This window comes from Arthrobacter sp. NPDC058130 (assembly GCF_042884475.1).
Lineage (GTDB): Bacteria > Actinomycetota > Actinomycetes > Actinomycetales > Micrococcaceae > Arthrobacter.
Genome location: NZ_JBHVTV010000013.1, coordinates 25171 through 51821 on the forward strand (window position 1 = coordinate 25171; position 26651 = coordinate 51821).

The 26651-nt window shown below is 66.4% G+C and carries 24 protein-coding genes, 1 tRNA gene and 1 riboswitch; of the genes, 14 read left to right on the forward strand and 11 right to left on the reverse strand.

Features of this window, described 5'->3' with window-relative positions:
- Positions 1–1243: 1243 nt before the first annotated feature.
- Positions 1244–1696, reverse strand: a complete 453-nt coding sequence (locus tag ACFVTM_RS18690) for a MarR family winged helix-turn-helix transcriptional regulator (RefSeq protein WP_390205382.1) — start codon at positions 1694–1696, stop codon at positions 1244–1246.
- A 192-nt stretch (positions 1697–1888) separates the two neighbouring features.
- Between ACFVTM_RS18690 and ACFVTM_RS18695 the strand changes: the two genes are divergently transcribed.
- Together ACFVTM_RS18695 and ACFVTM_RS18700 are read left to right on the forward strand one after the other, a co-directional pair.
- Positions 1889–2959 carry an alkene reductase gene (locus tag ACFVTM_RS18695; RefSeq protein ID WP_390205384.1) on the forward strand — a complete coding sequence of 357 codons (1071 nt, stop codon included), beginning with the start codon at positions 1889–1891 and terminating at the stop codon, positions 2957–2959.
- Positions 2960–3242: 283 nt separating this feature from the next.
- The gene (locus ACFVTM_RS18700; protein WP_390205386.1) at positions 3243–4139 is read left to right on the forward strand and encodes an SDR family oxidoreductase; all 897 of its coding nucleotides are present in this window, start codon (positions 3243–3245) and stop codon (positions 4137–4139) included.
- A 223-nt stretch (positions 4140–4362) separates the two neighbouring features.
- Here the strand turns inward: ACFVTM_RS18700 and ACFVTM_RS18705 are convergent, their stop codons facing one another.
- Positions 4363–4776 (reverse strand): hypothetical protein, encoded by a 414-nt coding sequence (locus ACFVTM_RS18705; RefSeq protein WP_390205388.1) that lies wholly within the window; start codon positions 4774–4776, stop codon positions 4363–4365.
- Between the two features lie 328 nt (positions 4777–5104).
- Between ACFVTM_RS18705 and ACFVTM_RS18710 the strand changes: the two genes are divergently transcribed.
- Together ACFVTM_RS18710 and ACFVTM_RS18715 are read left to right on the forward strand one after the other, a co-directional pair.
- Positions 5105–5620: a hypothetical protein gene (locus ACFVTM_RS18710; protein WP_390205389.1), complete on the forward strand. Its 516-nt coding sequence runs from the start codon at positions 5105–5107 to the stop codon at positions 5618–5620.
- Positions 5621–5703: 83 nt separating this feature from the next.
- Positions 5704–6210 carry a hypothetical protein gene (locus ACFVTM_RS18715; RefSeq protein WP_390205390.1) on the forward strand — a complete coding sequence of 169 codons (507 nt, stop codon included), beginning with the start codon at positions 5704–5706 and terminating at the stop codon, positions 6208–6210.
- Positions 6211–6227: 17 nt separating this feature from the next.
- Here the strand turns inward: ACFVTM_RS18715 and ACFVTM_RS18720 are convergent, their stop codons facing one another.
- The 3 genes from ACFVTM_RS18720 to ACFVTM_RS18730 form a co-directional block, all read right to left on the reverse strand.
- Positions 6228–6671 carry a hypothetical protein gene (locus ACFVTM_RS18720; protein WP_390205392.1) on the reverse strand — a complete coding sequence of 148 codons (444 nt, stop codon included), beginning with the start codon at positions 6669–6671 and terminating at the stop codon, positions 6228–6230.
- Between the two features lie 463 nt (positions 6672–7134).
- On the reverse strand, positions 7135–7308 hold the full coding sequence (locus ACFVTM_RS18725) for a hypothetical protein (protein ID WP_390205394.1): 174 nt from the start codon (positions 7306–7308) through the stop codon (positions 7135–7137).
- Positions 7309–7324: 16 nt separating this feature from the next.
- Entirely contained in the window at positions 7325–7555 is a 231-nt protein-coding gene (locus tag ACFVTM_RS18730) for a hypothetical protein (RefSeq protein ID WP_390205395.1), read from the reverse strand.
- A 1856-nt stretch (positions 7556–9411) separates the two neighbouring features.
- Here ACFVTM_RS18730 and ACFVTM_RS18735 point away from each other — a divergent pair.
- Both ACFVTM_RS18735 and ACFVTM_RS18740 read left to right on the forward strand, forming a co-directional pair.
- Positions 9412–10200, forward strand: a complete 789-nt coding sequence (locus tag ACFVTM_RS18735) for a hypothetical protein (protein WP_390205396.1) — start codon at positions 9412–9414, stop codon at positions 10198–10200.
- A gap of 214 nt (positions 10201–10414) precedes the next feature.
- On the forward strand, positions 10415–11872 hold the full coding sequence (locus ACFVTM_RS18740) for a hypothetical protein (protein ID WP_390205398.1): 1458 nt from the start codon (positions 10415–10417) through the stop codon (positions 11870–11872).
- Between the two features lie 230 nt (positions 11873–12102).
- Here ACFVTM_RS18740 and ACFVTM_RS18745 read toward each other — a convergent pair.
- Positions 12103–12192, reverse strand: a tRNA-Ser gene (locus ACFVTM_RS18745).
- A gap of 128 nt (positions 12193–12320) precedes the next feature.
- Between ACFVTM_RS18745 and ACFVTM_RS18750 the strand changes: the two genes are divergently transcribed.
- Genes ACFVTM_RS18750 through ACFVTM_RS18765 form a run of 4 tightly spaced genes read left to right on the forward strand, consistent with a single transcriptional unit; the run spans position 12321 to position 16395 of the window.
- The gene (locus ACFVTM_RS18750; protein WP_390205399.1) at positions 12321–13403 is read left to right on the forward strand and encodes a dehydrogenase; all 1083 of its coding nucleotides are present in this window, start codon (positions 12321–12323) and stop codon (positions 13401–13403) included.
- 3 nt (positions 13404–13406) lie between these two features.
- Positions 13407–13805 carry a 6-pyruvoyl tetrahydropterin synthase family protein gene (locus tag ACFVTM_RS18755; RefSeq protein WP_390205401.1) on the forward strand — a complete coding sequence of 133 codons (399 nt, stop codon included), beginning with the start codon at positions 13407–13409 and terminating at the stop codon, positions 13803–13805.
- A gap of 12 nt (positions 13806–13817) precedes the next feature.
- On the forward strand, positions 13818–15059 hold the full coding sequence (locus ACFVTM_RS18760; RefSeq protein ID WP_390205403.1) for a glycosyltransferase: 1242 nt from the start codon (positions 13818–13820) through the stop codon (positions 15057–15059).
- A gap of 4 nt (positions 15060–15063) precedes the next feature.
- Positions 15064–16395, forward strand: a complete 1332-nt coding sequence (locus tag ACFVTM_RS18765) for a DNA glycosylase AlkZ-like family protein (RefSeq protein WP_390205404.1) — start codon at positions 15064–15066, stop codon at positions 16393–16395.
- A 10-nt stretch (positions 16396–16405) separates the two neighbouring features.
- Here the strand turns inward: ACFVTM_RS18765 and ACFVTM_RS18770 are convergent, their stop codons facing one another.
- Positions 16406–16906 (reverse strand): nucleoside deaminase, encoded by a 501-nt coding sequence (locus tag ACFVTM_RS18770; RefSeq protein WP_390205406.1) that lies wholly within the window; start codon positions 16904–16906, stop codon positions 16406–16408.
- Positions 16907–16988: 82 nt separating this feature from the next.
- On the opposite strand from ACFVTM_RS18770, the gene ACFVTM_RS18775 reads away from it, so the two are divergent.
- The 4 genes from ACFVTM_RS18775 to ACFVTM_RS18790 all read left to right on the forward strand — a co-directional run bounded on the left by ACFVTM_RS18775 (position 16989) and on the right by ACFVTM_RS18790 (position 19715).
- Positions 16989–17843 (forward strand): phosphatase PAP2 family protein, encoded by an 855-nt coding sequence (locus ACFVTM_RS18775; RefSeq protein WP_390205408.1) that lies wholly within the window; start codon positions 16989–16991, stop codon positions 17841–17843.
- Positions 17844–17855: 12 nt separating this feature from the next.
- On the forward strand, positions 17856–18491 hold the full coding sequence (gene upp, locus ACFVTM_RS18780; protein ID WP_390205409.1) for a uracil phosphoribosyltransferase: 636 nt from the start codon (positions 17856–17858) through the stop codon (positions 18489–18491).
- Positions 18492–18574: 83 nt separating this feature from the next.
- Positions 18575–18952, forward strand: coding sequence for a glyoxalase superfamily protein (locus tag ACFVTM_RS18785; protein WP_390205411.1), 378 nt, complete (start codon positions 18575–18577; stop codon positions 18950–18952).
- 82 nt (positions 18953–19034) lie between these two features.
- Positions 19035–19715: an HAD-IA family hydrolase gene (locus tag ACFVTM_RS18790; protein ID WP_390205413.1), complete on the forward strand. Its 681-nt coding sequence runs from the start codon at positions 19035–19037 to the stop codon at positions 19713–19715.
- A gap of 9 nt (positions 19716–19724) precedes the next feature.
- Here ACFVTM_RS18790 and ACFVTM_RS18795 read toward each other — a convergent pair whose 3' ends face one another.
- The 4 genes from ACFVTM_RS18795 to ACFVTM_RS18810 all read right to left on the reverse strand — a co-directional run bounded on the left by ACFVTM_RS18795 (position 19725) and on the right by ACFVTM_RS18810 (position 26458).
- On the reverse strand, positions 19725–21836 hold the full coding sequence (locus tag ACFVTM_RS18795; protein ID WP_390205414.1) for an ArnT family glycosyltransferase: 2112 nt from the start codon (positions 21834–21836) through the stop codon (positions 19725–19727).
- 6 nt (positions 21837–21842) lie between these two features.
- Positions 21843–23927: a glycosyltransferase family 39 protein gene (locus ACFVTM_RS18800; RefSeq protein WP_390205415.1), complete on the reverse strand. Its 2085-nt coding sequence runs from the start codon at positions 23925–23927 to the stop codon at positions 21843–21845.
- Complete coding sequence (locus ACFVTM_RS18805) at positions 23928–25451, reverse strand: glycosyltransferase (RefSeq protein ID WP_390205416.1); 1524 nt, start codon at positions 25449–25451, stop codon at positions 23928–23930. It lies immediately after the preceding gene.
- Positions 25452–25633: 182 nt separating this feature from the next.
- Positions 25634–26458 (reverse strand): hypothetical protein, encoded by an 825-nt coding sequence (locus ACFVTM_RS18810; RefSeq protein WP_390205417.1) that lies wholly within the window; start codon positions 26456–26458, stop codon positions 25634–25636.
- A 2-nt stretch (positions 26459–26460) separates the two neighbouring features.
- Positions 26461–26618, reverse strand: a riboswitch (cyclic di-AMP (ydaO/yuaA leader).
- Between the last annotated feature and the right edge of the window lie 33 nt (positions 26619–26651).

Genomic DNA, 26651 nt, shown 5'->3' on the forward strand with positions numbered 1-26651 from the left:
TGATAAATCGTGTCCTGATATCGAGGCCTTCTACTCACTCGAGTCTTCCCTGCGGGCCGGCGATCACGTGGAAGTCTACGACTCAAGTGGCATGGTGAACATGGACGGGATGATTGAGACAATAGCTCCGCATCTGGGCATTCTGTGGATCCAAACCGATGCCGGGGAACGACGGTTGCTGGACCTCCAAGAGCACTCGGTGCTCCCAAAAAGGGGCACGCGGAGCCCAGATTGGCACTATCTGGTCACCTGACCACAGCCATGCCTCGGCCTAGGATGTTGGCCAATTCAGCAGGGCCACACCCCCCGAACTGACAGACTTCAGGATTTCTGAAGTGCAAGGCTGCGAAGACGGGCTTCAACCGGAATAAAGGAGTAGATGTTGGGACGGGTGCACGAGGAGCGCCACCTGAACTCTGTTCCTGGGCACCAGGAACCACCCAGGCAAATTCCACCAATGGAGGATCCCGAAAGACCAGCAGTACACCAGGAGCCTTCTGATTTCCCGTCGCGCCGGGATGCACAATGCGCTTTTGACAAGAACCCCCAAGTGGATGAAAGCAAACACTCGGACAGGGCGCCGATAACTCTGCGCACCCCCAGCCCGACACTAGGCGAAGAGGAAGTAGCCGCAAGCATCACCGACCTACGGCGGGCTGTCCGAAGCGGCGTGGCGGATGGCGACTTCGCTCTGCTATTTCTCTGGATCAGGTTCTGGTCAAATGGGGGACGTGCCTGCACGGCGGAGATGAATGCCTTTCTCTACGATTTGCAGCCACTGTCCGAAACTGACGTGCTCGTACTTGTGTCCGTGGTCAATGAACTACAAAGCGCATAACGACACCGCTGATCAGCGTTGAGCTGCGTGAGCACACTCGCAGCTATCGCCATCGTTCCCACAGACTGACGGAGTCTGGAAGTAACAGAGCCGCCCTCGCAAACTCCACACAGGAAGACGGCCACCCCGATAGCGATCGCGATCCAAGCGATCGGCCCGACGGCCCAGCCCGGACCGCTCCCGGTCGTACCGCCGCCAGCCCGAGATGAACCACGGGATGAGGCCCGGCGGGAGGAGGAAGCGTCACCTGCGCACTATCGAGTGAGGTCGCGCCCCGTGAGGGAGACGGCCATGGTGCACCTACAGATCTGTCTCCTAGTCGATGTCGGTGCTGTCAACAGCGGCCAGAAAAAGCGCAAGTACGTGGCCACGGCCGAACAGTGCCTGCGAAGCCTAGATGCTCAGTCAGCACTCAGCCCGTGCAACTTCGGTTGCGCCTGAGCCAGCCAGGGTTTTGAGAATGGGGGCGAGCTCCGCGCGCTGCTCGCTGGTCAGCCGCTGCAGGACCAGGCTGTGCCGGGCCACGGCATCGGACATCTGGTCGCGCAACGTGGTGCCGGCTTCGGTCAGCGCCAGGAGCTTGATTCGCCGGTCGTCACCCTGGACCCGGGCAATGAGGCCCCGCTCCTCCAGCTGGTCGGCCAGGCTGGTGATGTAGGAGCGGTCGCATGCCAGGCCGTTGGCGAGCTCCCGCATGGGTGCCGGGGAGTCGAGCAGCAGTACGGCCCGTGCCAGATGCACCGGTATGCCGAACGGGGCAATCGACTGAGCAAAGTTGGCCTTGGCTTGCTCCGCGACAGCCACCAATAGCTGCGACAGCCGTCGCGACTCCTCGTACATGTCCTGCAACTGCGTCATGCAGTACAGAATACATCAACAACTCATTAGTTGACTTACTCACGCAATTAAGCCATGCTCGATTTGCGTGAGTCAGTCAACGATCTACCTTGTAAATCAATTGGTGGCTCACGCCGAGGCTTCCACCTAGGTGCCGGCGCTCCACCCCTTCCGGGTGGCAGTCAAGTCACTGCATCACTTCAAGGAGATTCCATGACTTCGCCCTTTGATCCATTCACGCTCGGTTCGATCAAGCTCAAGAACCGGATCGTAATGGCCCCCATGACCCGCAGCCGTGCCTACGGCGAGGGCGCAACCCCGACTGACCTAATGGCCACGTACTACGCCCAGCGCGCGAGTGCCGGGCTCATCATCAGTGAAGGTGTCCAGCCGTCCGTGGCCGGGCAGGGCTATCCGGACACCCCCGGCCTGCACTCCGCGGAGCAGGTGCAGGCGTGGAAGAAGGTCGCGGAGGCGGTACACGCCGCCGATGGCGTCATCTTCGCCCAACTCATGCACACCGGCCGCGTCGGGGATCCGGACCTGCTGCCGGGCGGGATGACCGTCGTCGGCCCCTCCGAAATCGCGGCCGAAGGGCAGATCTACACGCACGCTGGGATGAAGCCCTTCGCGACACCCCGGGCCCTCACAGAGAACGAGATTCTCGAGACTGTCGCCGATTTCGCGACGGCGGCACGCAACGCGATCGAGGCCGGGTTCGACGGCGTCGAGATTCACGGCGCCAACGGCTACCTCATCCAGCAGTTCATCTCCTCCAACGCGAACCAGCGCACCGACTCCTGGGGCGGCAGCATCGCCGGCCGGGTGGCTTTTCCGCTCGCAGTCGCCAAAGCCGTCGCCGACGCCATCGGTGCAGAAAAAGTCGGCATCCGGCTTTCTCCCGCGAACCCGCTGCACGACATTACTGAAGACGATCTCGAGAACACGTACAGCACCCTCATCGCAGGGCTTGCTGAACTTGGTCTGGCTTATGTGCATATCCTGGAATCTCCCGGGCAGCGCCCGCTCACGCAGACCCTGCGCAGCCTGTGGCCCGGCGCCCTCATCCTTAACCCCGCCACCCACCCGGCACCGACCGGCCTTGACGAACTGGCGCTGGTTGAGGACGGGACAGCGGAACTGCTCGCCTACGGCGCGCTGTTCCTGGCCAACCCCGACCTGCCCGTGCGGCTCGAGGCCGGGGGTCCCTTCAACACCCCGGAGCGCACCGGATTCTTCGGCGGCGACCACCACGGCTACACCGATTACCCGACTCTCAACTAGGCCTGATCAACAGCGCCTCCAGGCCAGCGGAAAGCCCGGCCCGTTCCTCCCTGCCACGTTGCCGGGCGGGGCGATCCGGACGCAGGACCGCCCTATTAGGCTTCGCAACACCAACATTGGTCCGCCGAAACATCCGCACCGGGAGACCGCGAATCGGCTCTGAGCCCGTCAGGGAACCCCGATGACAAGGCACGAGGCACCTCCGGATCCAACCGGAGGTGCCCCGCGCCCGCGCAGATTTCGACCACCAGTGCACAGCAATGAACAATTTATTAGGAGAAAAATGTCTGAGCAAGAACCTGTCCTCGTCGTCGGGGCAACCGGATCGCTGGGCGGTCAGGTCGTCGACCGGCTCCTTGCCCGGGGCAAGAAAGTGCGTGCACTCGTCCGCCCCACCTCGAATGCGGGCAGACTCGAAGCCAAGGGTGTCGAGATTGCCCGCGGCGACATGCTCGACTTGGAATCGCTCATCGCAGCGATGACCGGCGCCGCGGCCGTAATTACCACGGCTGCCGGTTACACCGGGAACAACAAGAACGCCCATGAGATCGACACCCTCGGCAACACCAATCTCGCCGTCGCCGCCAGCAAAGTCGGAGTGAAACGCTTTGTGCTGACCAGCATCCTCACAAGTGATCAGACACCCGATGTGCCGCACTTCTGGCACAAGAAGCTCGCCGAAGACAAGCTCGAAGAACTTGGCGTTCCGTTCGTTGCGCTGCGACCCGGAGCATTCTTCGACCAGATCGCCCAACTCGGCGGCGACCCGTTCGAGAAGGGCCGCATCATCTGGCTCGGCTCCAAGAACGTTCCCCTGACGTTCGTCCTGACCAGCGACCTCGCGACCTACCTCGCGGAAGCAGTCGATGCGAACGTCGCAGACGGAGAACGCATCGATCTGGGCTGGACCCGCCCGACCAGCATGCGCGAAAGCGCCGACGTGGCGTCGCGACTGAGGAATAAGAAGATCAGGGTCCTTGCCATGCCCACCGGACTGCTCCGAGCCGTAGGGAAAATCGTGGGGAAATCCGCACCGCTCATGAGCGACATGGGAGGCATGGCGGCCTGGTTCGACAGCGGCCGATACGTCGCTAACACAACGCGCCAGACAGAACTTTTCGGTCCCGCGCCAACTCCGGAAGACGCCATCACACGGTTCGCCGCCGGACTCGGCCACTAACGAGCGCGCCTCTGAAGTTCGCAGCGGTCCCGGGAAAGTCTGAGGCAGCGGGGGAGCGCTCCTGTTCTGAGTCTCCGGTGCGACGGGTTTCACACCGATGGGAGAGAGCCTGAGCTGTGCGGTGGACTCCACCGGCCCCCTTGGCAAGCTGCGATCTATGAGGGCGCGCCGTCGCAGGAATCCGGTATTTCTGCCGGTCGGAGGTATAGATTTCGACGTTCCCTCATCTGTCGTGAACGACCCACTCCGCGCGGCTCAGGAATCCCATTGCCGGGTGCTTGCGCAGCGCGTCGAGGCCCTCCGGAGGGCCCACCACTAGGAGGCCCACGGGCTGACCTCGGCGTACTAGGTGCTGAAAGGCGGCCACCAGTACGGGTACTCCTGGCGGGAGCGGCGCGACGACGTCACGGAGGATAAGGAAGCCGGTTTCCTGTGGTGGGAAGGGTGTGCCCCCGGCCTGATCGGCGGAGAGTTCGTACAAGGGCCAGCCGGCGGCGTCAGCGGCATGGCGAGCCAAGTCAATGACCTCGTCGCTGGCCGTCGTGTCCCCGCACTGTGCCAGAGTTAGCAGCCCGGGCGCGCCCGGGCCGTCGGCTAGTGACTCTGTCAACTCCTCGGCCCACTCCGCTATGTTCATGCTCATCACCCTAATCGACTCGACTGGAGCCACAGCGGGCATGATTTCGGGCGACAAGGATCCAAGAAGCAAGTTCGGACGGGCGGCCGAGCAGTGACCTCAGGCGGCGGCGCGGACGTCATGCGCCATCCTCGCGGTGCGAAGCGGCCACCGACCATGTGGGCCGGCTCGAGAATCGCTGGGTAAGGACGCATAGCAGTGTGCGCGAGACTTGCCAAGGCCACTCTCCATGGGTCCGACTGAGGCGAGGTGTAGCGCTTTTCACCCCTCCAGGTTTGGGCTAGAGTCGCGTATCGATGCACCTCTGGTGAACGAGGAGAAATAGGGGATGGCCCCACCTGCAGAACGCTCAGACGAGAACAACGATGGCCAACTTCTACCTGATTATTCGCGGGAAACTGTTGCCGCTGTGTTCCGCGCCCTGGAGAGCGTCGAGGCGGACGTTTCACCCCAGCTGGTCCGGTCGGTGCAGGCGACGATCAACGCGGTCAAGCGTGTCGGACGTGAGTTCGGGTTTCTGACGGCGAGTGAAGTCCGGGACGCCCTCGGTCCTGGGAACGAGGCGGAAGCGCATGATTTCGCGCTGCGGTACAGGGGCCAGGAGTTGTACCCGAAATTCCTATTTGAACAGTCATCCAGCGGTAATGGGTCGGTAAGAGTTCGCCCGCTCATGCAGGACCTGAAGACGATCGCGGACGAGTACAGCTGGGACGGTGCTGACGTTGTCCTGTGGATGACATCTCCGACGACATGGTTTGCTGACGAGGGCCGCCCAGTCGATCATCTAGATGAACCTGCCCGGGTACTGGCCGCGTTCGAAGACGAAGCCGGGGCCCGGTGGTGAACGCAGCGCACCGGTCGGGGACGCCCAGGAACTGGAACCCGAAGAGGGATAAGCACCTGCACTTCTACTCCGAATCCCTCGATATGAATTTTTCGGTCTCCCGGCTCGACTGGTTCGACTGGTACGAGGCTTTGACGGCCGCCTCCCCGCACCTGGCCAGCGTGGACGTGCTCGCCACCCTGCTCGAGAAAGCCACAATCGAGACCCGGTGCCCGGACGACCCCTCGTACGACATGCCTTGGTACGAACGGGAGAATTACATCGCCCAAGCGGTCATCACCGCCGGGTGGGCCGCCCCGAGCCGCCAGCCGGCACAGGAACGCATCCCACCGGCAGGGGAGCAGCCCTATTTCCGTTCCCAGTCCGGGAACGTGGAGTACCCCGTGAGCCAGCTGGACTGGAGCGGCTGGTATGCGACCGTAACAAGCGTGAACCCGCAACTGGATGACCTGCATCTACTCGGCGAGCTCATCCATGCAACGTCATATGTCGCACAGAAAGCCGGCATGCCCGAGCCTGAACAACACCGCTACCTCGCTCGCGCTATCGTTACCGCCGGATGGATGCCGAGTTCCCAAAGAAGGCGCTGACGCAAACTGGTTTCGTTTTACATGGTGTCCAGATCCCGGGCATGGATCCAAATACCCAGGCGGGAGAACTCAACCGGGGTTCCGGATCTAATTCTGGCCAGCGACCTCTCTGTGGCGTTCGGCAGGGTCGTGACAACCCACTCTTCCGCCAAGGGCTTCGGTTGCGTCCACGGAGGCTTGGGGATTCCGAGCCGTTCGCATTCACGGCCAATGACCGCTGCAAGCAGTGTGTCCCACCGTAGGGATCCGGTGGAGCCCGGTGGTATCAGGAATTCCTCATGATTCGACGGTGATGTCTGACGGAAGTCATTGATGGCGGTGACCATGACCCGGAAGGCGAAATCAAGCTCTCCGTGCTCCAGCTCGCGCTTGATGATCTCGGCGGTCCTCCTCGAGCTCAGGCGGTGTTCGTCCTTCATGGCCATGATCACACGATAGCCAAGGCAGACAGGACTCCGCATTTGCAGTTGCTGCGATTACGGCCGCGGATATGCTGGTCTAGTGGCGGCCTTGTGGGCTACGATCCTGAGGCGTTACAGCTCGGATCCACCGAACGCGACCTTCAAGGTGTGTTCAGGTCACGAACAGCTCCCGAGTTCAATATCCAGCCAATCAGAAACACGACCGCCCCGGAACGATCGGACCCGGTAGAGCCAGAGCTGCCAACAGTCAGGGAGTGGGGCGGAAGCCGCGCACCAAGGAAACATCGAGGCGGCACATGACGATGGGAAATCCGCTGGCCCCGGAGATCCGGATTGCCGCAGCCGGCGCAGCACGGCAACACGCTGCCCACAGAGCGCCAGGGTGACTGTCGGGTGTGCAATCGCATCGGCTATAGACGCGGCGCATTAGGGGCGGTGGCGAAGGTTGGCTTTGCCGGCTGCGTCTCAAATTGAGCGTTTTTGTTTGTAGTGGCCAGCGCCGTTACGGCGGTTCGGTGGCCCTGGTCTCGGTTCCCCATGCGGGAGGTTGTACCTGGATGGGCCCCAAATCGTCCGTCGTCTCGTCGGTGAGTTTGTTCACGTCGCGATAATAGTCTGCGTCGACGGTGGCCCGGATGCGAAGGACGTCGTCCTTTGTCAGGAATGGTCTTTTCACCCGTCACCTTCATAATCTAGGCGAATCCGCCTTGTTCGATCGCGCCCAAGGCGTCCAAGAGAGGGCCGGAGCCATCGAGGGCGAGAACGTCCATGGGCCGTGCCCCACCAAGGAATGGCTCGGACCCCTGAAGCCACAGTAGGGCAGCCTCCGGAGTCATCAGGCTGAGCATCTGGCTCACCAGGGCATGGTCATCCCGGCCGAGCGCAGAATTGACGATGACTTCGACGTCCTCTATGGCTGTCATAGCGACCAGCGTAGACCCTGATTGTCTCTTCAATAAGTGGCGTTGCAGCGTGGCGTACCTCAGGCCTGCCCACGTTCTTGGGCGTTCGCTAACATCGCAAATGCCCAGAGGGGCGACGGATATCCAACGAAGAAGGAATCTGAGAAATCGGTGATGATGCCACTGCTGCGAACCCGGCCGCCCGCCGCGCGTACCGCCACCCATCATGCAGAAGACCGCGATCACGAATCCGTTGTGGTGCCGGCGCCGGTCTCCCATTGGCGTAGCGCGGAAGTCCGGCGGCGCCTAGTATGTGATGCAGAGGAGCCGACCGGGAGCTAACCAATCGACCCTCGGATGTGGGCGCGTCACTAACGCCACCAGTGCTCAATTGCCTTGAGTACTAGCGGCATCAGGGCCGAGATTAGCACCGCACAGGTTCCTAGCCGGCGGCGGTCTTTCTCGGCCCTTCCCATCCAGCCGTTGAACCGCAGGCACCTTTGTCGCTGTGAAGTCATCGTCCTGGCGGAGGAAGTGGCAAGCCGCGGTGGCGCCGGAAAGAAGCGCACTGTTGGGCTGCTCGGGAAGGGCTGGGAAGGCTTTCGTCCAGGCCGCGGGAGTTGGCGAGTTGGTACTTGGCCGGCTCGTGTTCCCGCAGCCGCTTATGGGGCGGGCTGGACGAGCGTGTCCGGAATCACCGCTATTTCTTAATTTACTGGCCCACAGTTCATGTGCCGAAGCCGACGCAGATATGGAGCCTGGCGATCCAGAACCCTGTTTGGCTGGCGTTACGCGGTGTACTTAGCAGGGAACGGCTGTTTTCGGCGGATCTCGAAGTTGCGCGGCGTCGACGGGGATTCAGGGGAAACGGCGACCGTCAGCCTGCGCCCAAAAGTCGCTCGACCGCCCTAACTGTGGCGTGGAGAAGCGGTTTGGGTTGGCTTGAGGTCCGGTTCGCACGCGATTCTCGTTGGGGCGCTTGGGTGTCTTATCAGGCCTCCGAGGAGCCGTTCGGCGGTGGCTATGTGGTCCAAGCGCATGACGGCGTCCCCGCGAAGCATTTTTACTGTGCTGTCGTACGTTTGTCCGGTCATGGATGAGTAGGACTTGATGGAGATTCCTGTCTCGGCTATCCGACGCAGGATACGGTATGAAAACTCGTGTTGCAGCTGTGAAGCGAGGCACTGCCTGGCTGCGGTTTCGTTTTCCGGGGAGGTCCACAGGATCCGTTCCCGCTTCCCAAATTCGGCGGGGTCAGCGGCGAACCCTTTAGGCGTGTAGCGGGGGTTGCTCACGGTGTGCCGTCGACATTAATGCTAATAGCCATACCCCATGGTACCGTGACTTCGGCTGGATACATCATGTCCACCGCAAGGATAGCATGCTCGTTGACGGGATACAAGCCGTTGTGTAGCAACGTCATTCAGTGCACAGAAAGGCACATTCGACTCTATGAAAAGCCGCCACGAGGCGGCACTGGATACACCGAAGGCCCCCGAATTGCGGATGCGTTGGCGCGCATCTTCAGGGGGCCCTCAGGAAAACGTCTTGTTGGATGACGTTCTTGATGCTACCCAGTTTGTCCCGGGTATGCAACGCGTGGATTCAGTGCGCCCTTTTACAGCCCTCAGTATCTTTTTGTCAGGCGATGCCGCGGCCGCCCCCAGTCCGAACGGCTCCGCTGGCTATGGGCTGTGCCGTCATCACGGCGGGCTCCGGTTCATTTGCGGGGGGCCCTCGTGAATCAGGGGAGCACAAGCGCTGTCGTCTCGACCTACGAACCCAAACCAGGCCGCGTGCCCGCGGAAGCGTGGTCGGCTATCGGTCCGTTCGTGCGGGAAGTAGCCGGACGACTTGGATACCTAAGCCCCGAAACGATGAAGAACTACATCCACGCGATCGCCTATTACGTCTTCTGGGCTTACGAGCGCGGTCTGTTGCTCGATGTCGAGATAGTCTTCACCCCGTCCAGGGTGCAGCACTACATCCAGACGGCCACAACTCATCTGGTCCCCAGTTCGCGGGCTTCCCACCGTGCGGCCCTCGTCAGGGTGGGACGTGAGGTCACGCGCCGGGCGCCGTGGCCGCCTCCGGGGGTGAGCTTTGAAATGCGTCAGCTTCAGCCGCCGTACTCCCCGTCGGAGGTCGAACTGTATCTTCAAATGGCGGGACAGCTGTCGACGAAGTTCAAGCGCCGGGTCGCGACGGCGCAGCTTTGTCTGGGTTTAGGCGCGGGGCTGCACGCCCAGGAATATATGACGATGGGTCTGGAGCATCTAGTTCTGCACGGGGACGTTTTCATGTTGGACATCCCAGGGGCAAAGGCACGCAAAGTACCTATGCACCAGCGGTACGCGGATCTTCTCCTTGAAATCGGCGACCGGCACCCCCGCGAGCCTTTTATTGCCCCATTGACGGACACTGCACCGTCTGAGCGGCTTGACAAGGTCCTTGGCGTGATCAAATACCCAGGAGTTTGGCGTCCAACGACCACCAGATTGCGGACAACGTGGTTGGTGCGGATGCTGCGCAGCGGCTGCAATTTGGCCGAAGTCATGTACATGTCCGGTCTTCAGGGCACGAAGTCCCTCATTGACCTTGTGCCGTACATCGACTTCAGAAACGCGCAGGACTGGTTTGCAGAGGCGGCGACCTTTCATGACTGAACCACTGGACGTCCGTCACCTCGGCAATGCCCCTCGGCTGACCGAAGCGCAGGCCTACGCTGCTGCGCTTGACTGGTGCGCCCGGCTGAACCTTCCGAAACTCGTCATCGACTACGAAACATCCCGGACCGGGCCCAAGCGGAAAGTCCCGTTCAAGGCCCTCCTTGTCGGTGCCGTGTTCCACATGCTTCACCGCAATCCCTTGAGCCTGCACATGAGCGCCGTTGCCCAGGAAATCGAACTGCTCAGCCGGCAGCGTAAGAAGGAACTCGGCGTAAAGGGCGCCGCCACTGCAAAGAACGTGTGGCAGACCAAATCATCCCTTCTGCAACTGCTGACGAGGTTCACCATGGACGAAGAACCATGGGTTGATCCGGCCACGGGGGAAGTCCTTGACGAGGCCAGGATCAGCCGTAATGCGATCTCGTCCTTCGACCTATTCATCAATTGGATGATTGCCGCTTCTATACCCGAAGACCTTGTATCGCCTGAGGGAACAGCCATTGACGGCACAGGGGTGGAGGCCTACGCCCTGTACCGCCGACCAATCCAGCCGGCGGGGCGTGCGGGCAAGCCCGGAAAAGGCAAGGAGAACGGCGGATCCGGGGGCATCCCGGATCCGGGCCCGCGGCGGTGCGCGGACCTGGATGCGCGCTGGGGTAAGAAAACGGCCACGGACAACCATCCGAAGGAGATGTACTTCGGATATGAAGCCCACTTCGCGGTCGACGCCTACCCTCAAGGAACCGTTGACGCCCCGCGGGTCCTTAGATCATTCGTGCTGGTACCAGCCAGTTCGGACCGCGCAGCCGCGGCAGTGGCCGCACTGGACATTATCAAAAAGGTAGCCGCCGAAGGCTACCGGCTCTCAAGGGTCTACATAGACAGAGGCTATTCGATGCTTAAGGCCGAAAACGTGCAACTGCCTCTCTGGCAAAGGGGGCTTTCTCCGGTCTTCGACCTGGCTCAAAACCAGAAGACAACACAGCCAAGCACCCACAGCGGAACGATCTTCATCGACGGCGGGTTGTTTTCCGAAGCCCTCCCCGAGAAGCTCAGAAAGCTGCCCTCGCCCCGCGAATCGGGAATCAGTTCCGAGGAAAGTGCAAAGCGTGCAAAAAGCTTCGATGAGCGAAACGACTACGCCTACCGTCCACACGGTGCGCGCGACCCGGAAACCGGTCGACAACGATTCAAAGGACCCGCTACCGCTGGAAAGCTCCGCTGCCCCAACAACGCTGAGTCGATGCGCGTTGACTACAAATACGAAACCAACTGCGCCCCGGACACCGCAGAGACAAAATGCGGCTGCTCGGGAACGGTCACGGTAGGACCGGAGGAACACGCGCGTGAATCCCAGTGGCCACTGTTCGGAACGACAGCTTGGCTCAAACTTTACGGCGCCCGGAACGCGGTGGAGTCCTTTAACGCTGACGTCAGGACGAACAAGCTCAACTGGCGACGCGGCTACGTCAAAACCTTCAACCGTCCCCGGACCGGTTTCCTCCTGGCAATCTCATTGGTCGCCCTGAACTACTGGATCGTACGCGACTGGGCCTTCAAACGACGGCTACAAAGCCCCTGGGGCGGAGAGCACTGGGACTTCGGCCCCGAGCCAAAGAAAACCCGGGCACGCCGGACCAAGCTCATAACGGACCAACCGGATAGCTAGCCGCACCCTTCGACGATGACCCCGGAGCCTTGAGGCACCGGGGTCATCGGCGTGCGATCAAACAGATTCCGGAGTTGCCGCGGCTCCCGGGCGGTATAGCGTTACACGTCCGTTAGGGGTCCGCGGGCAAGAATCTGACGTTGGGGCCTTCGCCCAAAGAAAAATTCCCCCGGGCAAGATGCCCGGGGGAATTCGTAATCACTGGCGGGGGTAATTCGTAAAACCCCCCTTGGCGGTGACGGTGGGATTTGAACCCACGTTGGCTTTTACACCAAACAACATTTCGAGTGTTGCACCTTCGGCCGCTCGGACACGTCACCAACCTGACTAGGGTACCGGAGCAAGGCGCCCATCCACAAAACGAGCCGCAACGGCGGCCAAATAACACCGCGCCCGCGCGCGGCACCCTTCCCCACGAACGGGAAGGGGCACTAGATTCGTAAGCACAATGATGATTTCTGAACGGCACGCCGAGGCCACCGCCTATTGGACCGTCGGCCCGGAACAGGGCGAGCTCCGGAGTGAGGAACTGCCCGCCCGCGGGCCCGGCGAGGCGCTGGTCCGGACCCTGTATTCGGGCATCAGCAAGGGCACCGAGCTGGTGGTCCATCACGCCAGCGTCCCGCCGTGCGTCGCCGGAGCCATGGCCGCCCCGAACCAGGAGGGGGACTTCCCGTACCCGGTGAAGTTCGGCTACCTCACCGTGGGGGTGGTCGAGGACGGCCCCGAGGGCTGGACCGGGAAGACCGTCTTTTGCCTCTACCCGCACCAGGACCGCTTCATCGTCCCTGTCGAATCGCTCACAGTGGTTCCCGACGGCGTCCCCGCCCGCCGCGCGGTGCTTACCGGCACGGTGGAAACCGCCGTCAACGGCCTCTGGGAGGCCGGACCCCGCCTGGGCGACAGGGTTGCCGTGATCGGGGCCGGACTGGTTGGCGGCATGGTGGCCAAGCTCCTGGCCGGGTTTCCGCTCGCGCGGCTGCAGCTGATCGACGTCGACCCCGCCAAACGCGCGTTCGCGGACGCTCTCGGAGTCGACTTCAGCCACCCGGATAACGCCCTCCCGGACTGCGACATCGTGATCCACTGCTCCGCCTCGCAGGAAGGCCTGCAGCGGAGCCTGCAGCTGGCCGGCGACGACGGCGACATCATCGAAATGTCCTGGTACGCCGACCGGAAAGTCACCCTCCCGCTGGGGGAGGATTTCCACGCCCGCCGCCTGTCCATCCGGGCCAGCCAGGTGGGGATGGTGGCCCGCGCCCGCCGGCACCGCCGCACCAACTCCGAGCGCCTCGCGCTCGCCGTGTCCCTGCTGCAGGACCCGCTCTTTGACGTCTTCCTCACCGGGACGTCGCCGTTCGCGGAACTCCCCGGCGTCGTCCAGCGGCTCGCCGACGGGACCCTGGATGCCCTGTGCCACGTCATCGAATACCCGGCCGCCGCAACCCCTCCGATCCAAGTCCAATCCACCAACGCACAGTCCGCCGAAGTCCAGTCCAGCGAAGTCCAGTCCAACGAAGCCACGAGGTAGCCCGTGTTCAGTCTGACCGTCCGCCGCAACTTCATGATCGCCCACAGCCTTCCCCGCGAAGTCTTCGGCCCCGCCCAGGGCCTGCACGGGGCCACGTTCGTCACGGAGGTGACCTTCCGCCGTCGTGAGCTCAATGACGACTCGATCGTGCTGGACATCGGCGCGGCCGGGGACGTGGTGGACGAAGTCCTTGAGGAGCTGAACTACCAAAACCTCGACGAGCACCCCGACTTCGCCGGCAAGCTGAGCACCACCGAGGCCCTCGCCCGGTACATCGCCGACGCCGTCGCCGCGCAGATCCGGGTCGGCAACGACGGGCGCGATCTCAGCGGACTGGACGTCACCCTGCGCGAAACCCCCGACGCCTGGGCCGGCTACTCGCTGGACTTCGACGCCAGCTAGGCGCAGCAGCAGATGCCACCGGCCAGTCCTCGCCTCCGGTTTGTGGTGCCCGGCAACGTCCGGCACAACTCCGGCGGCAACGTCTACAACGCGGCGCTCGCCCGGGAGCTGGCCGCCCTCGGCGTCGCGGTGGAAACCTGCCCGCTCGACGGCGACTGGCCCGGCGGCAGCGCGGGGGACCGACGGCGCCTGGCCGCGCTGCTGCGCCCGGCGCCAGGCGCCGGCGGCTCTGCGGGGTCCATCACGCTGGTCGATAGTCTCCTCGCCTGCGGGGCGCCCGCCGAACTGGAGGCGGCCGCGGCCGCCGGGCAGCCGGCCTGGATCCTGCTGCACATGCCCCTGCCGGATAATCCCGAGCGTGAACACCGGGCACTGCGGGCCGCGGCAGGCGTCATCTGCACCAGCCGCTCGGCCGCGGCCGGCATCGGCGCCCGGCACGGCCTCGAGAACTTGCAGGTGGCGCTGCCGGGTACCGCGGCCGCCCCGCCGGCGGCGGGAAGCCTGGCTGCCGGCTCCGGCGTGCCGCACTTTATCGCCGTGGCCGCGCTGCTGCCGAACAAGGACCAGTCGCTCCTGCTGCACGCCCTCGCCCGGCTCACCGACCTGCCCTGGACGGCGTCCCTCATCGGCTCGGACACCGCCCACCCTGCCTATGCTGCCCGGCTCCGGAACTCCGTGGAACATCTGGGCCTGGCCGGGCGCGTCGGTCTCCCGGGCGAGCTCCGCGGCCCGGCGCTGGATGCCGCATGGGACGCGGCCGATCTCAGCTTGCTGATTTCCCGGGCCGAAACCTACGGCCTTGTGGTCACAGAATCCCTGGCCCGCGGCATTCCCGTGGTGGTGCGCGACGGCACGGGAGCCGTCGAGGCGCTCGCCGCCGGGACCCCGCCCGGCGGGCAGGTGCCTAACAGTGCGGCGCCCGGCGCCCGGGCGCCCGGCGCCCCGGTGCCGGACTCGCAGCTGCCGGGCGCCGCCGTCGGCCTCGGAACGGACCCCGCCCCGCTGGCGGACCTGCTGCGCCGCTGGCTGGCCGACGCCGGACTCAGGAACCGCTGGCGGGACGCTGCAGCGGCCGCCCGGGGCCGGCTGCCCGGCTGGGACGCCACCGCCCGGACCGTTCTTGAGGCCCTGTCTGCGGAATCTGCGGAATCTCCTGCATCTGCGGAGTCGCCGGAAACCACAACCCGGGAAACCGGACGGCGCGGGTTGATACCGCGTCTTGATACCGCTGACAGTGAAGCTGTTGGAGAATGAGCCCATGAGCACCCACCCTGTCGCCACGCAATCGCCGTCGGTAGAAGAGCCGGTCAATCTGCCGGAGCCGCAGAGCCTGACCAGGGAGCGGCTCCGGGCGTGGTCCTGGCACCGGCAGGGCCTGGACGGCTCGCTGGCCGGCTGCACTGCGGAGCAGGTTTTCGACCGGGCAGGCTGGGCCCGGTCCGTGGGCGGGGCCAACCCGTACCTCACGCTCTTCGCCCGCGCAGGCATCCGCCGCGAACAGGTGGACGCCGACGTCCTTGCCCACCGGATCCTCGAACTACCCGTCGCACGCGGCTGCACCTACGTCCTGGGCCGGAAGGACTTCGCCTGGGCGCTGAAGCTGGGCAAGGACGCCGCCGAGGCCGTGCGGGTGCTCGGCCGGCTGGGCGTGGACCGAGGCGAAATCACGCTCCTGGAGGAGCAGGTGCTGCACGTGCTCGCCGAGGCGGAGGGGCCTATGGATCCGCGGCAGCTCAAGGAGGAACTGGGCGACTCCGTTCGGAACCTCGGCGAGGAAGGCAAGAAGAAGGGCGCCACCACCACCCTGCCCACCGCGCTCGGGATCCTTCAGTCGCAGGGCAAGATCCGCCGCGTCCCCGCCAACGGACGCCTGGACCAGCAGCGCTACGCCTACGAGCCCTGGGACCTGGCGCCCAGCGGCATCGACGACGACGCGGCGCGCACCGAACTGATCCGCCGCTACCTGGGCTGGACCGGGGGAGCCACGCTCAAGCAATCGCAGTGGTTCACCGGGTTCACGGTGGCACAAAGCAAGGCGGCGCTCGCCGCCGTCGGCGCCGTCGAGGTGCCCACCGCACTGCCCGCCGACCCAACCACATCGCAGGCCGCCTCCGGGGGTGACGCGCTGTGGATGCTGCCCGACGACGTCGGCCGCCTCGCCTCCTTCGACGAGCCGGCGGACGAACAGATCCAGCTGCTCGCCGGAACGGACTCCCTGTTCCTGCTGCGCCGCAACGCGGCGGACCTGCTCGCCGAGGAGGACCAGCACAAGCCTGCGCTGGAATCGCTCGCGCTGCAGGCCGATCTCCCGGACCACCCGATCCTGGACCGCGGCCGGATCATCGGACTCTGGCAGTACGAACCTGCCAAAGAGCGGATCGTGCCCTGGCTGTTCCACGGCCCCACACCCGCCGTGACGCAGCGGATCGCCGAGGTGGAGGCCTGGATCCGCGAGGACCTTGGGGATTTCCGGGCCTTCAGCCTGGACTCACCGGCTTCCCGGCAGAAGCGGACCGATGCGCTCGCGGCATCTGCAGAAGCCTCCGCGGCAGGGGCATCCGCCGCGGCGTCTTCCGGCGGGGCCGGGTAGCCGGAACGGATCAGGCGCGGTGCCCGGCGAAGAAGTCCCGCAGCAGCGCGGCGCACTCCTGCTCCCGGACCCCTGCAAACACTTCCACCCAGTGGTTGAGCCGGCGCTCGCGGAGGATGTCGAATACGGACCCCGCGGCTCCGGCCTTCTCGTCCCAGGCGCCGAACACCACGCGCGGGATCCTGGCCAAAACAATCGCCCCGGCGCACATTGCGCAGGGCTCCAGCGTGACCACCAGGGTGCAGTCCTCCAGCCGCCAGCCGTCGTCGCCCTTGCCCGCCAGGGCCCGGCTCGCCCGCAACCGCGCGGCGGCCTCCCGGATGGCGACCATCTCGGCATGGGCCGTCGGGTCCCCCAGCGCCTCGCGTTCGTTGCGCCCGGTGCCCAGCACCGAACCGTCCGGTCCGATCACGACCGCGCCGATCGGCACGTCCTCGGTGGCCAGGGCATTCCGGGCCTCCGCCAAGGCAAGGCTCATCCATTGGGCATGGCGGGGGTCAGGGGCAGTCATGGGTCAATGATAGTTTCGACCCTAAGCATGCTGTGCAGCTCGGCTGTGCAGCTTCCAGTAGCCACGTAGTCGGGAGACGGCCGTGACAACCAGAACAGAGAATTGGTTCATGCACCGCTGGGGCAAATGGGTGGTGCCGTACGCCGCGCTGTGGGTCACCATGCTGGTCGGCGGCGTGGTGATAGTGCTCCTGGCGCTGTTCAGTGCCGAGGTCTACGACAACGTGGTGGACGACGCCGGCCTGGCGAACCTGGACAAGCCGACGCTGGCGTTCATGGAGCAGTTGCGCAGCCCCGGCCTGGACGCCTTTGTCACCGGGTTCACCAACATCGGCGGCGGTATCGGCATGCCCATCCTGGCCAGCATCCTGACGGCGCTGCTGATCTACAAGTCCCGGACCTGGCGGCCCCTGATCCTGATCGGCGGTGCCGCCGCCGTCTCGGTGACCGCCACGAGCGTGGGCAAGAAGCTGATCGGCCGTACGCGGCCGGACCACGCCGACGCCGTACCGCCCTACGAGAACTCGCCGTCGTTCCCGAGCGGCCACACGCTCAACACCACGGTGGTGATCGCCCTCGTGGTGTACCTGGCGTGCCTGCAGATCAAGCGGACCAGTGCCCGGATTGCCTTGATCGCCGCCGGCGTGATCTTCATCGTGGCAATGGGCCTCAGCCGGGTGTTCCTGGGCCACCACTGGATGACCGACGTGATCATCGGGTGGGTGATCGGCCTGGCCTGGGTGGGGATCGTGATCCTGGCGCACCACCTGTTCCACGTGATGCGGCATCGGGAACACGCCGGCGAGGCACCCACGTTCGAGCATCCCGCCCACCTGCATGACGGCGCCGCCCGCGGCGCCGCCCGTGGCACAACACAGACCGACGCCGACGACGCCGATCCCCCCGGCCCCGCAGGCCGGTCCTCAGCGGCCGGGTGATAGTTTTGACCCATGCGCACTCTCGTTGTGGACCACCCGCTGGTCGCCCATAAGCTCACCGTTCTGCGGGACAAGAACACCCCGTCCCCGGTCTTCCGCCAGCTCACCGAGGAGCTTGTGACGCTTCTCGCCTACGAGGCCACGCGTGACGTCCGCACCGAACCGGTGACCATCGAGACGCCCGTCAGCACCACAATCGGCACCGCCTTCACCAAGCCGACCCCGCTGGTGGTCCCGATTCTCCGGGCCGGGCTCGGCATGCTCGAGGGCATGACCAAGCTGGTCCCCACCGCCGAGGTCGGCTTCCTGGGCATGGCGCGCGACGAAGAGACCCTGGACATCATCACGTACGCCGAGCGCCTCCCGGAAGACCTCACGGACCGCCAGATCTTTGTCCTCGACCCCATGCTGGCCACCGGCGGAACCTTGCGCGAGGCCATCAAGTTCCTCTTCAAGCGCGGCGCCTCGGACGTCACCTGCATCTGCCTCCTTGCCGCCCCCGAAGGCCTGGCCAAGCTGGAGGAAGAGCTGTCCGACGCCAACGTGACGATCGTCCTGGCCTCCATTGACGAGAAGCTCAACGCGAAGTCCTACATCGTGCCCGGCCTGGGCGACGCCGGAGACCGCCTGTACGGCATCGCCGGCTAGGGGCAGTTCCGCTCCGGTCCGCCCTTTCTGCGAGGCGCGGCGATCCCTTCCGCATCGCCGCGGTCCGCGCTAGCCTGAGCGCCATGGATTGGAAACTTGAACTGGTGTTTGTCCCGGTGTCCGATGTGGACCGGGCCAAGGATTTCTATGTCAACAAGGTGGGCTTCAACGCCGACTACGACGAGCGGCCCATGGAGGGGCTCAGGTTCGTGCAGCTGACACCGCCGGGCTCCGGGTGCTCGATTGCCATCGGCGAGGGCCTCAACGACGCCCCGCCCGGCACGGCGCCTAGCCTGCAGCTCGTGGTCAGCGACATCCAGGCCGCGCACAAGCAGCTCAAGGACAACGGAGTGGACGTCAGCGACGTCCACGTCGAGGACTGGGGACACTTCGTCCACTTCGCCGACCCCGACGGCAACAAATGGGCGGTGCAGTACATCCCCAGCCGGCCGAACGGCTGATTCCGCCCGGCTGCATGACGGATTCACTGCGCCTGTGACGCCGGCCCAGAGGGCAGGCGGGGCAATAAGGCAGGATGGAAGAATGAGCTTTCCCTCCCATGCCAGCACCACGACCCTGACCGCCCGTGCCGTCCTGTTCGACATGGACGGCACGCTGGTGGATTCCACCAGCATCGTGGAGCAGGTCTGGACCACTTTTGCCGGACGCTACGGCCTGGATATCGGCGAGATTCTGCGCACTTCCCATGGCGTCCAGGCCATGGACACGGTCCGCAGGTTCGCCCCGGCCGGGGCCGACATCCAGGCCCTCGCTGCCGAACTCGGCCGGATGGAACTCGCCGAGACCCGCGGCATTGTTTCGGTACCGGGCGCGCTGGAGCTGCTGGCCAGCCTCCCGCCGGATGCCGTGGCCCTGGTGACGTCCGCTTCCCGGGATCTGGCCGAGGTCCGGATGGCAGCCGCGGGGATCGGGATCCCCGCGGCCTCGGTCACCTCCGAGGACGTCTCGCAGGGCAAGCCCCACCCTGAGGGATACCTCCGGGCGGCCGCCCTGCTGGGTGTGGCCCCGGCCGACGCGGTGGTGTTCGAGGACGCCCCGGCCGGGATCGCCGCGGGAATCGCAGCCGGCATCCGGACCGTGGCTGTGGGGCCCAACGCCGGCGAACTGCCCGACGGTGTGCTCCACATTCCCGACTACTCCGAGGTCTCCGTGACCACCCACATCACGCCCGACGGCCTGCGCACCCTGTCCTTCACGTTCTAGGCCGCCCGCCTAGCCTGCCAGCAGGTACACGGTGGTCCCGCCCACGGTCTGGGCGGTGAAATTGGCCTGCACCCAGGCGGCAATCTGTGCAGCATCATCGGAACCGCTTTCGCCCTGCATCATGCGCCCGGCGATGAAGAAATGGATCTTCCCGTCGGCCACGTACTGCTGGAACTGTGCCAGCGTCGGCGCCGGGTCCGTGCCGTTGAATCCGCCCACAGCCATCACCGCGAGCTGGGTGGCCAGCTGGTAGCCGGCGGCGTTGTTGGACCCGACGACGGCGGCCGCCCAGGTGTAGGCGCCGGCATCTGTCTGCAGCGCGGTCACCAGGGCCGCCGACGGCGTGCTGGCCCCGAGCAGGCCGCCCATCCCGCCCATTCCGCCAGCCCCGCCCGCACCTTGGCCGCGGCTAACACCGACCGTGCCGTTCGCTCCCGCCGCACCGCCGAAGGCCGGCGGCATCCCGGCCCCGCCCCGGCCGGACACTGCCGGTCCGGCGCTGACGATCGACCCGCTGTGGGCGGTAGCCGCCGTGGACAGCGCGTACGCCAACGGTCCGGCGAGGGCGGCGACGACGGCGAGCCCCGCCGTCGTCCGCGCCATAACCAGGGCAGCCTTCGTTCCCGATCTTCTGGCCGGCCCGCCGGCTCCCGTGAGCCCCGGGGCCGCGGCGGCCAGCACCAGACCGGCGGCGGCGAGGGAGCCCAGGAGCACCAGCCAGCGCAGCCACGGAACGAACGTTGCCGTGCGGCCGAGGAGTTCGGAGGCCATGGCCCCCGCCGCCACGATCGCCACGGCGAGGACGGCGGCCGCCACGGGCTGGTCCCACCGCTGCCAGAGCAGGACGCCGCCGAGTCCGGCGAGGCCGGCGATCCCGGGGGCCAGCGCCACCATGTAGTACGGGTGGATGATCCCGGCCATGAAGCTGAACGTCAGGCCCGTGACGGCAACCCACGAGCCCCAGATGATCACGGAGGCCCGCACCGCGTCGGTGCGCGGCGCGCGGCGGCCCAACCAGAGCAACCCCGCTCCGAGCAGCAGCACCGAGGGCAGCAGCCAGGCGACCTGGCCGCCGAACTCGCTGTTGAAAAGCCGGAACAGCCCGGGCATGCCCCAGCCGTTGCCGCCGCCCACACTGCCGGTTTCATCGCCGTTCAGCCGGCCCAGGCCGTTGTAGCCGAGAGTCAGCTCCAGGATGGAGTTGTTCTGCGAGCCGCCGATATACGGCCGGTTCGCCGCGGGAATGAGTTCGACGGCGGCCAGCCACCACCCGGCCGCGACGGCCATCGCCGCGCCCGCGGCGAGCAGGTGAAGGACCCGTTTGCCGGCCGCCGCCGGCGCCCCGAGCAGGTAGGCGAGGGCAAAGCCGGGGACAACCAGCAGGACCTGCAGTTGCTTGGTGAGGAAACCGAAGCCCAGGAGCGCCCCGGCGAACAGGAGCCAGCGCAGCCGCGCATCCTGGATGGAGCGCAGCACCGCATAAGCGGCCGCGGTCATCAGCAGCACCAGCAGGGCATCGGGGTTGTTGAACCGGAAGATCAGCACGGCCACCGGTGTCAGCGCCATGACCGCACCGGTGAGGAGCCCTGCACGGTGCGCCAGCCGCGCGTCGGCCGTGGCGGGAGCCGCGGCCCGGCGCACGGCCAGATAGGCGAGCCAGACCGTGCCCACTCCCATGAGCGCCTGCGGCACGAGGACGCTCCAGGAGCTCAGCCCGAAGATCCGCACCGACAACCCCATCACCCACAGCGAGGCCGGCGGTTTGTCCACGGTGATGGCGTTGGCGGCGTCGGAGGAGCCGAAAAACCAGGCCGTCCAATCCTGGGACCCGGCCTGGGCCGCCGCGGAGTAGAACGCGTTCGCCCAGCCGGAGGCGCCGAGGTTCCACACGTACAGCACGGCCGTGGCCAGGAGGAGGGCGGCGAGTTCCAGCCGCTGCTGCAGCTGCCGGGCGCCGCGGACGGTCAGTGCGGCGCGGAGGGTCCGTGCGCCGCCGGCGGCACGCCCGCCGCCGGCGGCCGGGGGCCCAAAGCGCCGGGGATGTTCCGGTGACCGCGGCTGCGGCGGGTCCGGCGTGCGGGCCGGCGCCGGGCCGGGGCGGGGGCTCAGGGTGTCAGTCATGGCGGCCTAGGCTCCCAGCTTGTAGACGGTGGTGTTGCCCACGGTCTGGGCCTGGTAGTTGGCCGCGACCCAAGTGGCGACCTCGGAGTTTCCCCCGCGGCCTCCGCCCATGCCGCCCATGCCGCCGGAGATGAAGTAGCCGATCTCGCCGCGGTCCACCATCGCCTGGAACTGTGCGAGCGTGGGGTAGGGGTCGCCGCCGTTCCAGCCGCCGAGTGCGATCACGCTGGTGCCGGTGGCGAGTTCCAGGCTGGCGGCCTGGGTGGCGCCGGAGACAATCGCGGACCACTTGGCGTCGGAGGACTTCAGCAGCGCTGTCAGCTCCGCCGATGCCGTTTCTCCGCCGGGGCCGCCGGCCGCCGCTCCGCCGGCGGTGCTGCCGGTGCTGCTGGCGATGCCGTCACGGCCGGTCCTGCCTGCCGCCCCGAAGCCGCCGCCCATCGCGGATGCGGTGGGACCGGACGTGGGGATCGAACCGGAATGCGGCTGGGCCACAGTCGCCAGCGTCCACGCGGTGCTCCCGAGCCCGCCGGCCAGCAATGCAAGGATCACGACGCCGGCCGTGGCGGCCTTGCGGAACCGTGCCGGAAGCGCGGCCAGGCTGTCCACCCGCACGAGCAGCGCCGCGGCGGCGAGCACGCCCAGGACCACGACGATCACCCGGAGACCAGGTAGCCAGGCCGGGTCGCGGCCCAAGAGCACGGCGGACCAGACCGAGGTGGCCAGTACTGCCACGGCCAGGACAATCCGCGCGGGCCAGTAGGCCCGGCCCCGCCACAGTTCGAGGGAGCCGATGCCGGCCAGGGCCGCAATCGCGGGGGCCAGGGCCACGGCGTAGTACGGATGGACGGTGCCGCTCATGAAGCTGAAGATTCCGGCGGTGACGATCAGCCAGCAGCCCCACAGCAGGAGCGCCGCACGGGACTTTGAGGTCCGGGCCTCGCGCCGGGTGAACCAGAGCCCGGCGGCTAGCAGGATCAGGGCGGCCGGCAGCAGCCAGGACACCTCACCGCCGAAACTGGTCCCGAACATGCGGGTGATCCCGGCCGTGCCGCCGAAGCCCACGTTCCCGTTGCCGCCCGGGCCGCCGGCATTGCCGCCGAAGCCGCCTCCGGGCATGCCCCCGCCGGACCCGGTGATCCGCCCCAGGCCGTTGTAGCCGAACGTGAGTTCCAGGAAGCTGTTGGTCTCCGAGCCTGCCATGTACGGGCGGACCGAGGTGGGGGTCAATTGGAACAGCCCAATGTAGCTTCCGGCCACCACCACAATGCCCGCGGCGGCGGCCAACAGGTGCAGGAGCCGGCGGCCGAGTGTGGTGGGTGCCGCCCACAGGTAGGCCAGTGCCAGTCCGGGAACGATCAGGAAGCCTTGCAGCATCTTGGACAGGAAGGCCAGGCCGATCACCGCGCCGGCCGCGGCGAGCCACTTCCAGCCGGCCTTCTCGATGGCGCGCGTGGTGAGGTAGGCGGCCAGCACCAGGCACACGGTCAGCATGGCGTCCGGGTTGTTGAACCGGAACATCAGGGCAGCCACCGGGGTCAGCGCCAGGGCGCCGCCGGCGAGCAGGCCAGCGGCCGGTCCGGACACCCGCTTGACGGTCAGGTACAGAAGCCCGACGGCGGCCACTCCCATGAGTGCCTGGGGAATGAGCATGCTCAACGCCGAGAAACCGAAGATCCGACCCAAGAGGGCGGGGATCCAGAGGGCGGCCGGCGGTTTGTCTACCGTGATGGCGTTGCCGGGGTCGAGGGAGCCGAAGAGCAGCGCGGTCCAGTCCTTGGTCCCGGCCTGAATCGCCGCGGCGTAGAAGGAGTTGGCGTAGCCGGTGGCTTCCAGGTTCCACAGGTACAACGCGGCGGTGACCACCAGCAGCAGCGCTGCGGAGGGCCGGACCCAGCGGGGCTGCCGTCCGAACAGCAGGCGGTCCCGGCGGCTCAGGGGTGCGGGCGGGTTGGGTGAGGGCACGTTGGGTGAGATCAGGGCCGTGCCGGTGTCCTCGGATGCCGGGACAGTCGTTTCCTGGTCCAGGGGCGGGCTGCCGGCCGTTGATCCGGCCTGGGCTCCGGCGGTGGGGCTGACGGTTGCCGTCATTTACTTGGCCTTTTCTGTGCGGGGGAGGGAAGCCTCAGCGGCGGCGGACGCCGCGACGGTGATGGCGGCGGCGGGCGTCGGAACGGTGCTTGCGTCGGGCGTCGGAACGGTGCTTGCGTCGGGCGCCGGAACGGTGTCGGTGCGCCGGGGGCGGAAGACCACGAGCCGGAAGAGCAGGAACTTCACCGCGGTGGCGGCCAGATTGGCGGCCGTGACCGTCAGCAGTTCGAGCCAGCGGTCCGGTGAGGCTCCCGACGTGGCGTGAACCAGGGCGAGTGCGCCCGAGGTCAGGGCCAGCCCGATCCCGAAAACCAGCAGCCCCTCGAAGTGGTGGCGTGCCGCCTGGCTGCTGCCCTGGATGCCGAACGTGAAGCGCCGGTTGGCCGCGGTGTTGACCACGGCGGTGGTGAGCAACGCGAAGAAGTTTGCCAGCTGCGGGTCCATGATCCCGCGGCAGAGCAGGAATATCGCCAGGTACGCCACGGTGGAGGCCACGCCGATGCTGCCGAAGCGGACCAGCTGCCCGAAGAGGCTTCCGCCGGGGCTTTGTTCCTGGGACCGCGAGGAGGCCGGCAGCGGTCCGCGGGCCAGGGCGGCGCGCAGTTCGGGGACAGGGATCCGGCCAGAAACCAGGTCCCGGCTCAACCGTGCCATGCCGCGCAGGTCCGCGAGGGCAGTCTGGACGATGTCCACGCTGGAATCGGGGTCGTCTGTCCAGTCCACCGGCACTTCGTGGACGCGCAGGCCGCACTTTTCCGCCAGCACGAGCAGTTCGGTGTCGAAGAACCAGGCGTTGTCCAGGGTGTGGGGGAGCAGTTGCCGGGCCACGTCCGCCCGGATCGCCTTGAACCCGCACTGGGCATCACTGAAATGGGCGCCCATGAGGGACTGCAGCAGGAAGTTGTAGCTGCGCGAGATGAACTCCCGCTTGGGTCCGCGGACCACGCGCGAGTTGCGGGTCAGCCGGGTGCCGATTGCCAGGTCGGAGTGCCCCGAAATGAGCGGGGCAAGCAGGGGGCCGAGGGCCGCCAGATCTGTGGAAAGGTCCACGTCCATGTACGCCAGGACCGGCGACGGCGAGGAGAGCCACACCTTGCGAAGCGCATTTCCGCGGCCCTTTTCGGCCATATGGACCACCGTCACTTCCCGCAACTCCCGGGCCACGCGCTCCGCCGTCTTGAGCGTTCCGTCGGTGCTGGCGTTGTCCGCCACCGTGATGCGGAAAGAGTGCGGGAAGGCGCCGAGAAGGTACGCGTGGAGCCGGCGCAGGCACGCTTCAAGGTCCCGTTCCTCGTTGAAGACCGGGATCGTGACGTCCAGCAAGGGTGTGCTTGCGCGCGTGTCAATGGGTGCGCGCCGGCCGCCGGGACTGGCAAGCGCTCCGGCGAACGGGCCCGGGGCGGGCGCGTCGGCCAAAGCAAGCCCTGACGGTGCAGGTCCGGACGGGGAGGGCGGTGCCGCCGGACCGGCCGGCGTCGCCGTGGAACGGGACAGGGTTCCTGTGGCCTGGTCTGTGAATGTCATGGCTCAACATTCCCGCCGGCCCATATGAGGGCTTTAGGGCCAAGCTGTGCGGGGGCTGTGGAAGTCCGGCGAGCCAGACCGGCCAGTCAAAACCAGTCCGGCCGCGGACGCACGGGAGGCCCCGGATCCACATGGATCCGGGGCCTCAACCACCCTGCCTGGGCAGTACGGCTAGTGCCGGTTTAGTACCAGTTGTGTGCGTAGTGGAAGTTCAGCGCGCCGCAGGGGGAGCCGTAGCGTTCCTTGACGTAGTTCAGGCCCCAGTTGATCTGGGTCCGGTAGTTGGTCATGTAGTCGGCACCGGCGCTCGCCATCTTCGAGGCGGGCAGGGACTGGACCACGCCGTAGGCGCCGCTGCTGGCGTTCGTGGCGGTGGTCTTCCAGTCCGATTCCTTGGTCCAGAGCTTCTGCAGGCACTGCATCTGGCCCGCAGCCCAGCCGTAGTTGCCCAGCTGGGACGCGGCGTAGGCCTGTGCTCCGGCAGGGTCGTCGACAGCCACCGGTGCGGGGGCGGGTACAGCTGCCGGTGCCGGCGCGGGGGCCGGAGCGGCTGCGGGAGCCGGCGCCGGGGCCGCTGCGGGGGCCGGGGCGGCTGCCGGGGCCGGCGCGGGAGCAGCAGGCGCCGGGGCGGCCGGGGCGGCAGCGGGCGCTTCGGCGGGCTTCGCCTCTGCGGCCTGGGCTGCCCCGCTGCTCTCCGCGGGGGCAGAGGGAGCAACCACCTGGACTCGTTCGAAGTTCAGCTTGGCCAGCGGGTCCGCGCTCATGGGCGTCTGGCTCGCAACGTTGGCGCGGGCGCCGGGCTCTGCCGCCTGGCTAGCGGCGGCGCCTCCCACCAGCAGCGCGCAGGCGGCGGTGACGACGGCGGCGCGGCGGGCAGTGATGCCGAGACCGCCCGCCAGCCTGGACAGGGCGGATGCCTGCTTGGCTGGTTCGGCGCGGTGGCGCGACTTGGGGGAGCGGGCATGGGAACCGCCGTCAGGGCGCGTTTGTACCTGGAATTCAGTCATGATGGGCCTCTCAACGCCGACGGAGTTAGCTGTCGGGTTCGGATGAGGTCATCCGGCCGCACGGAGAATCACGTGTCGGCTTCACCCCGAGGGCGCATGAATGCAGAATGCCCGGGAACTCTGGGTCCCCCGCCTCTGCCTGGTCCAGCGGAATCCGGGAAGCGGCAGAGTTTGGCGTCCATCCGGATATACG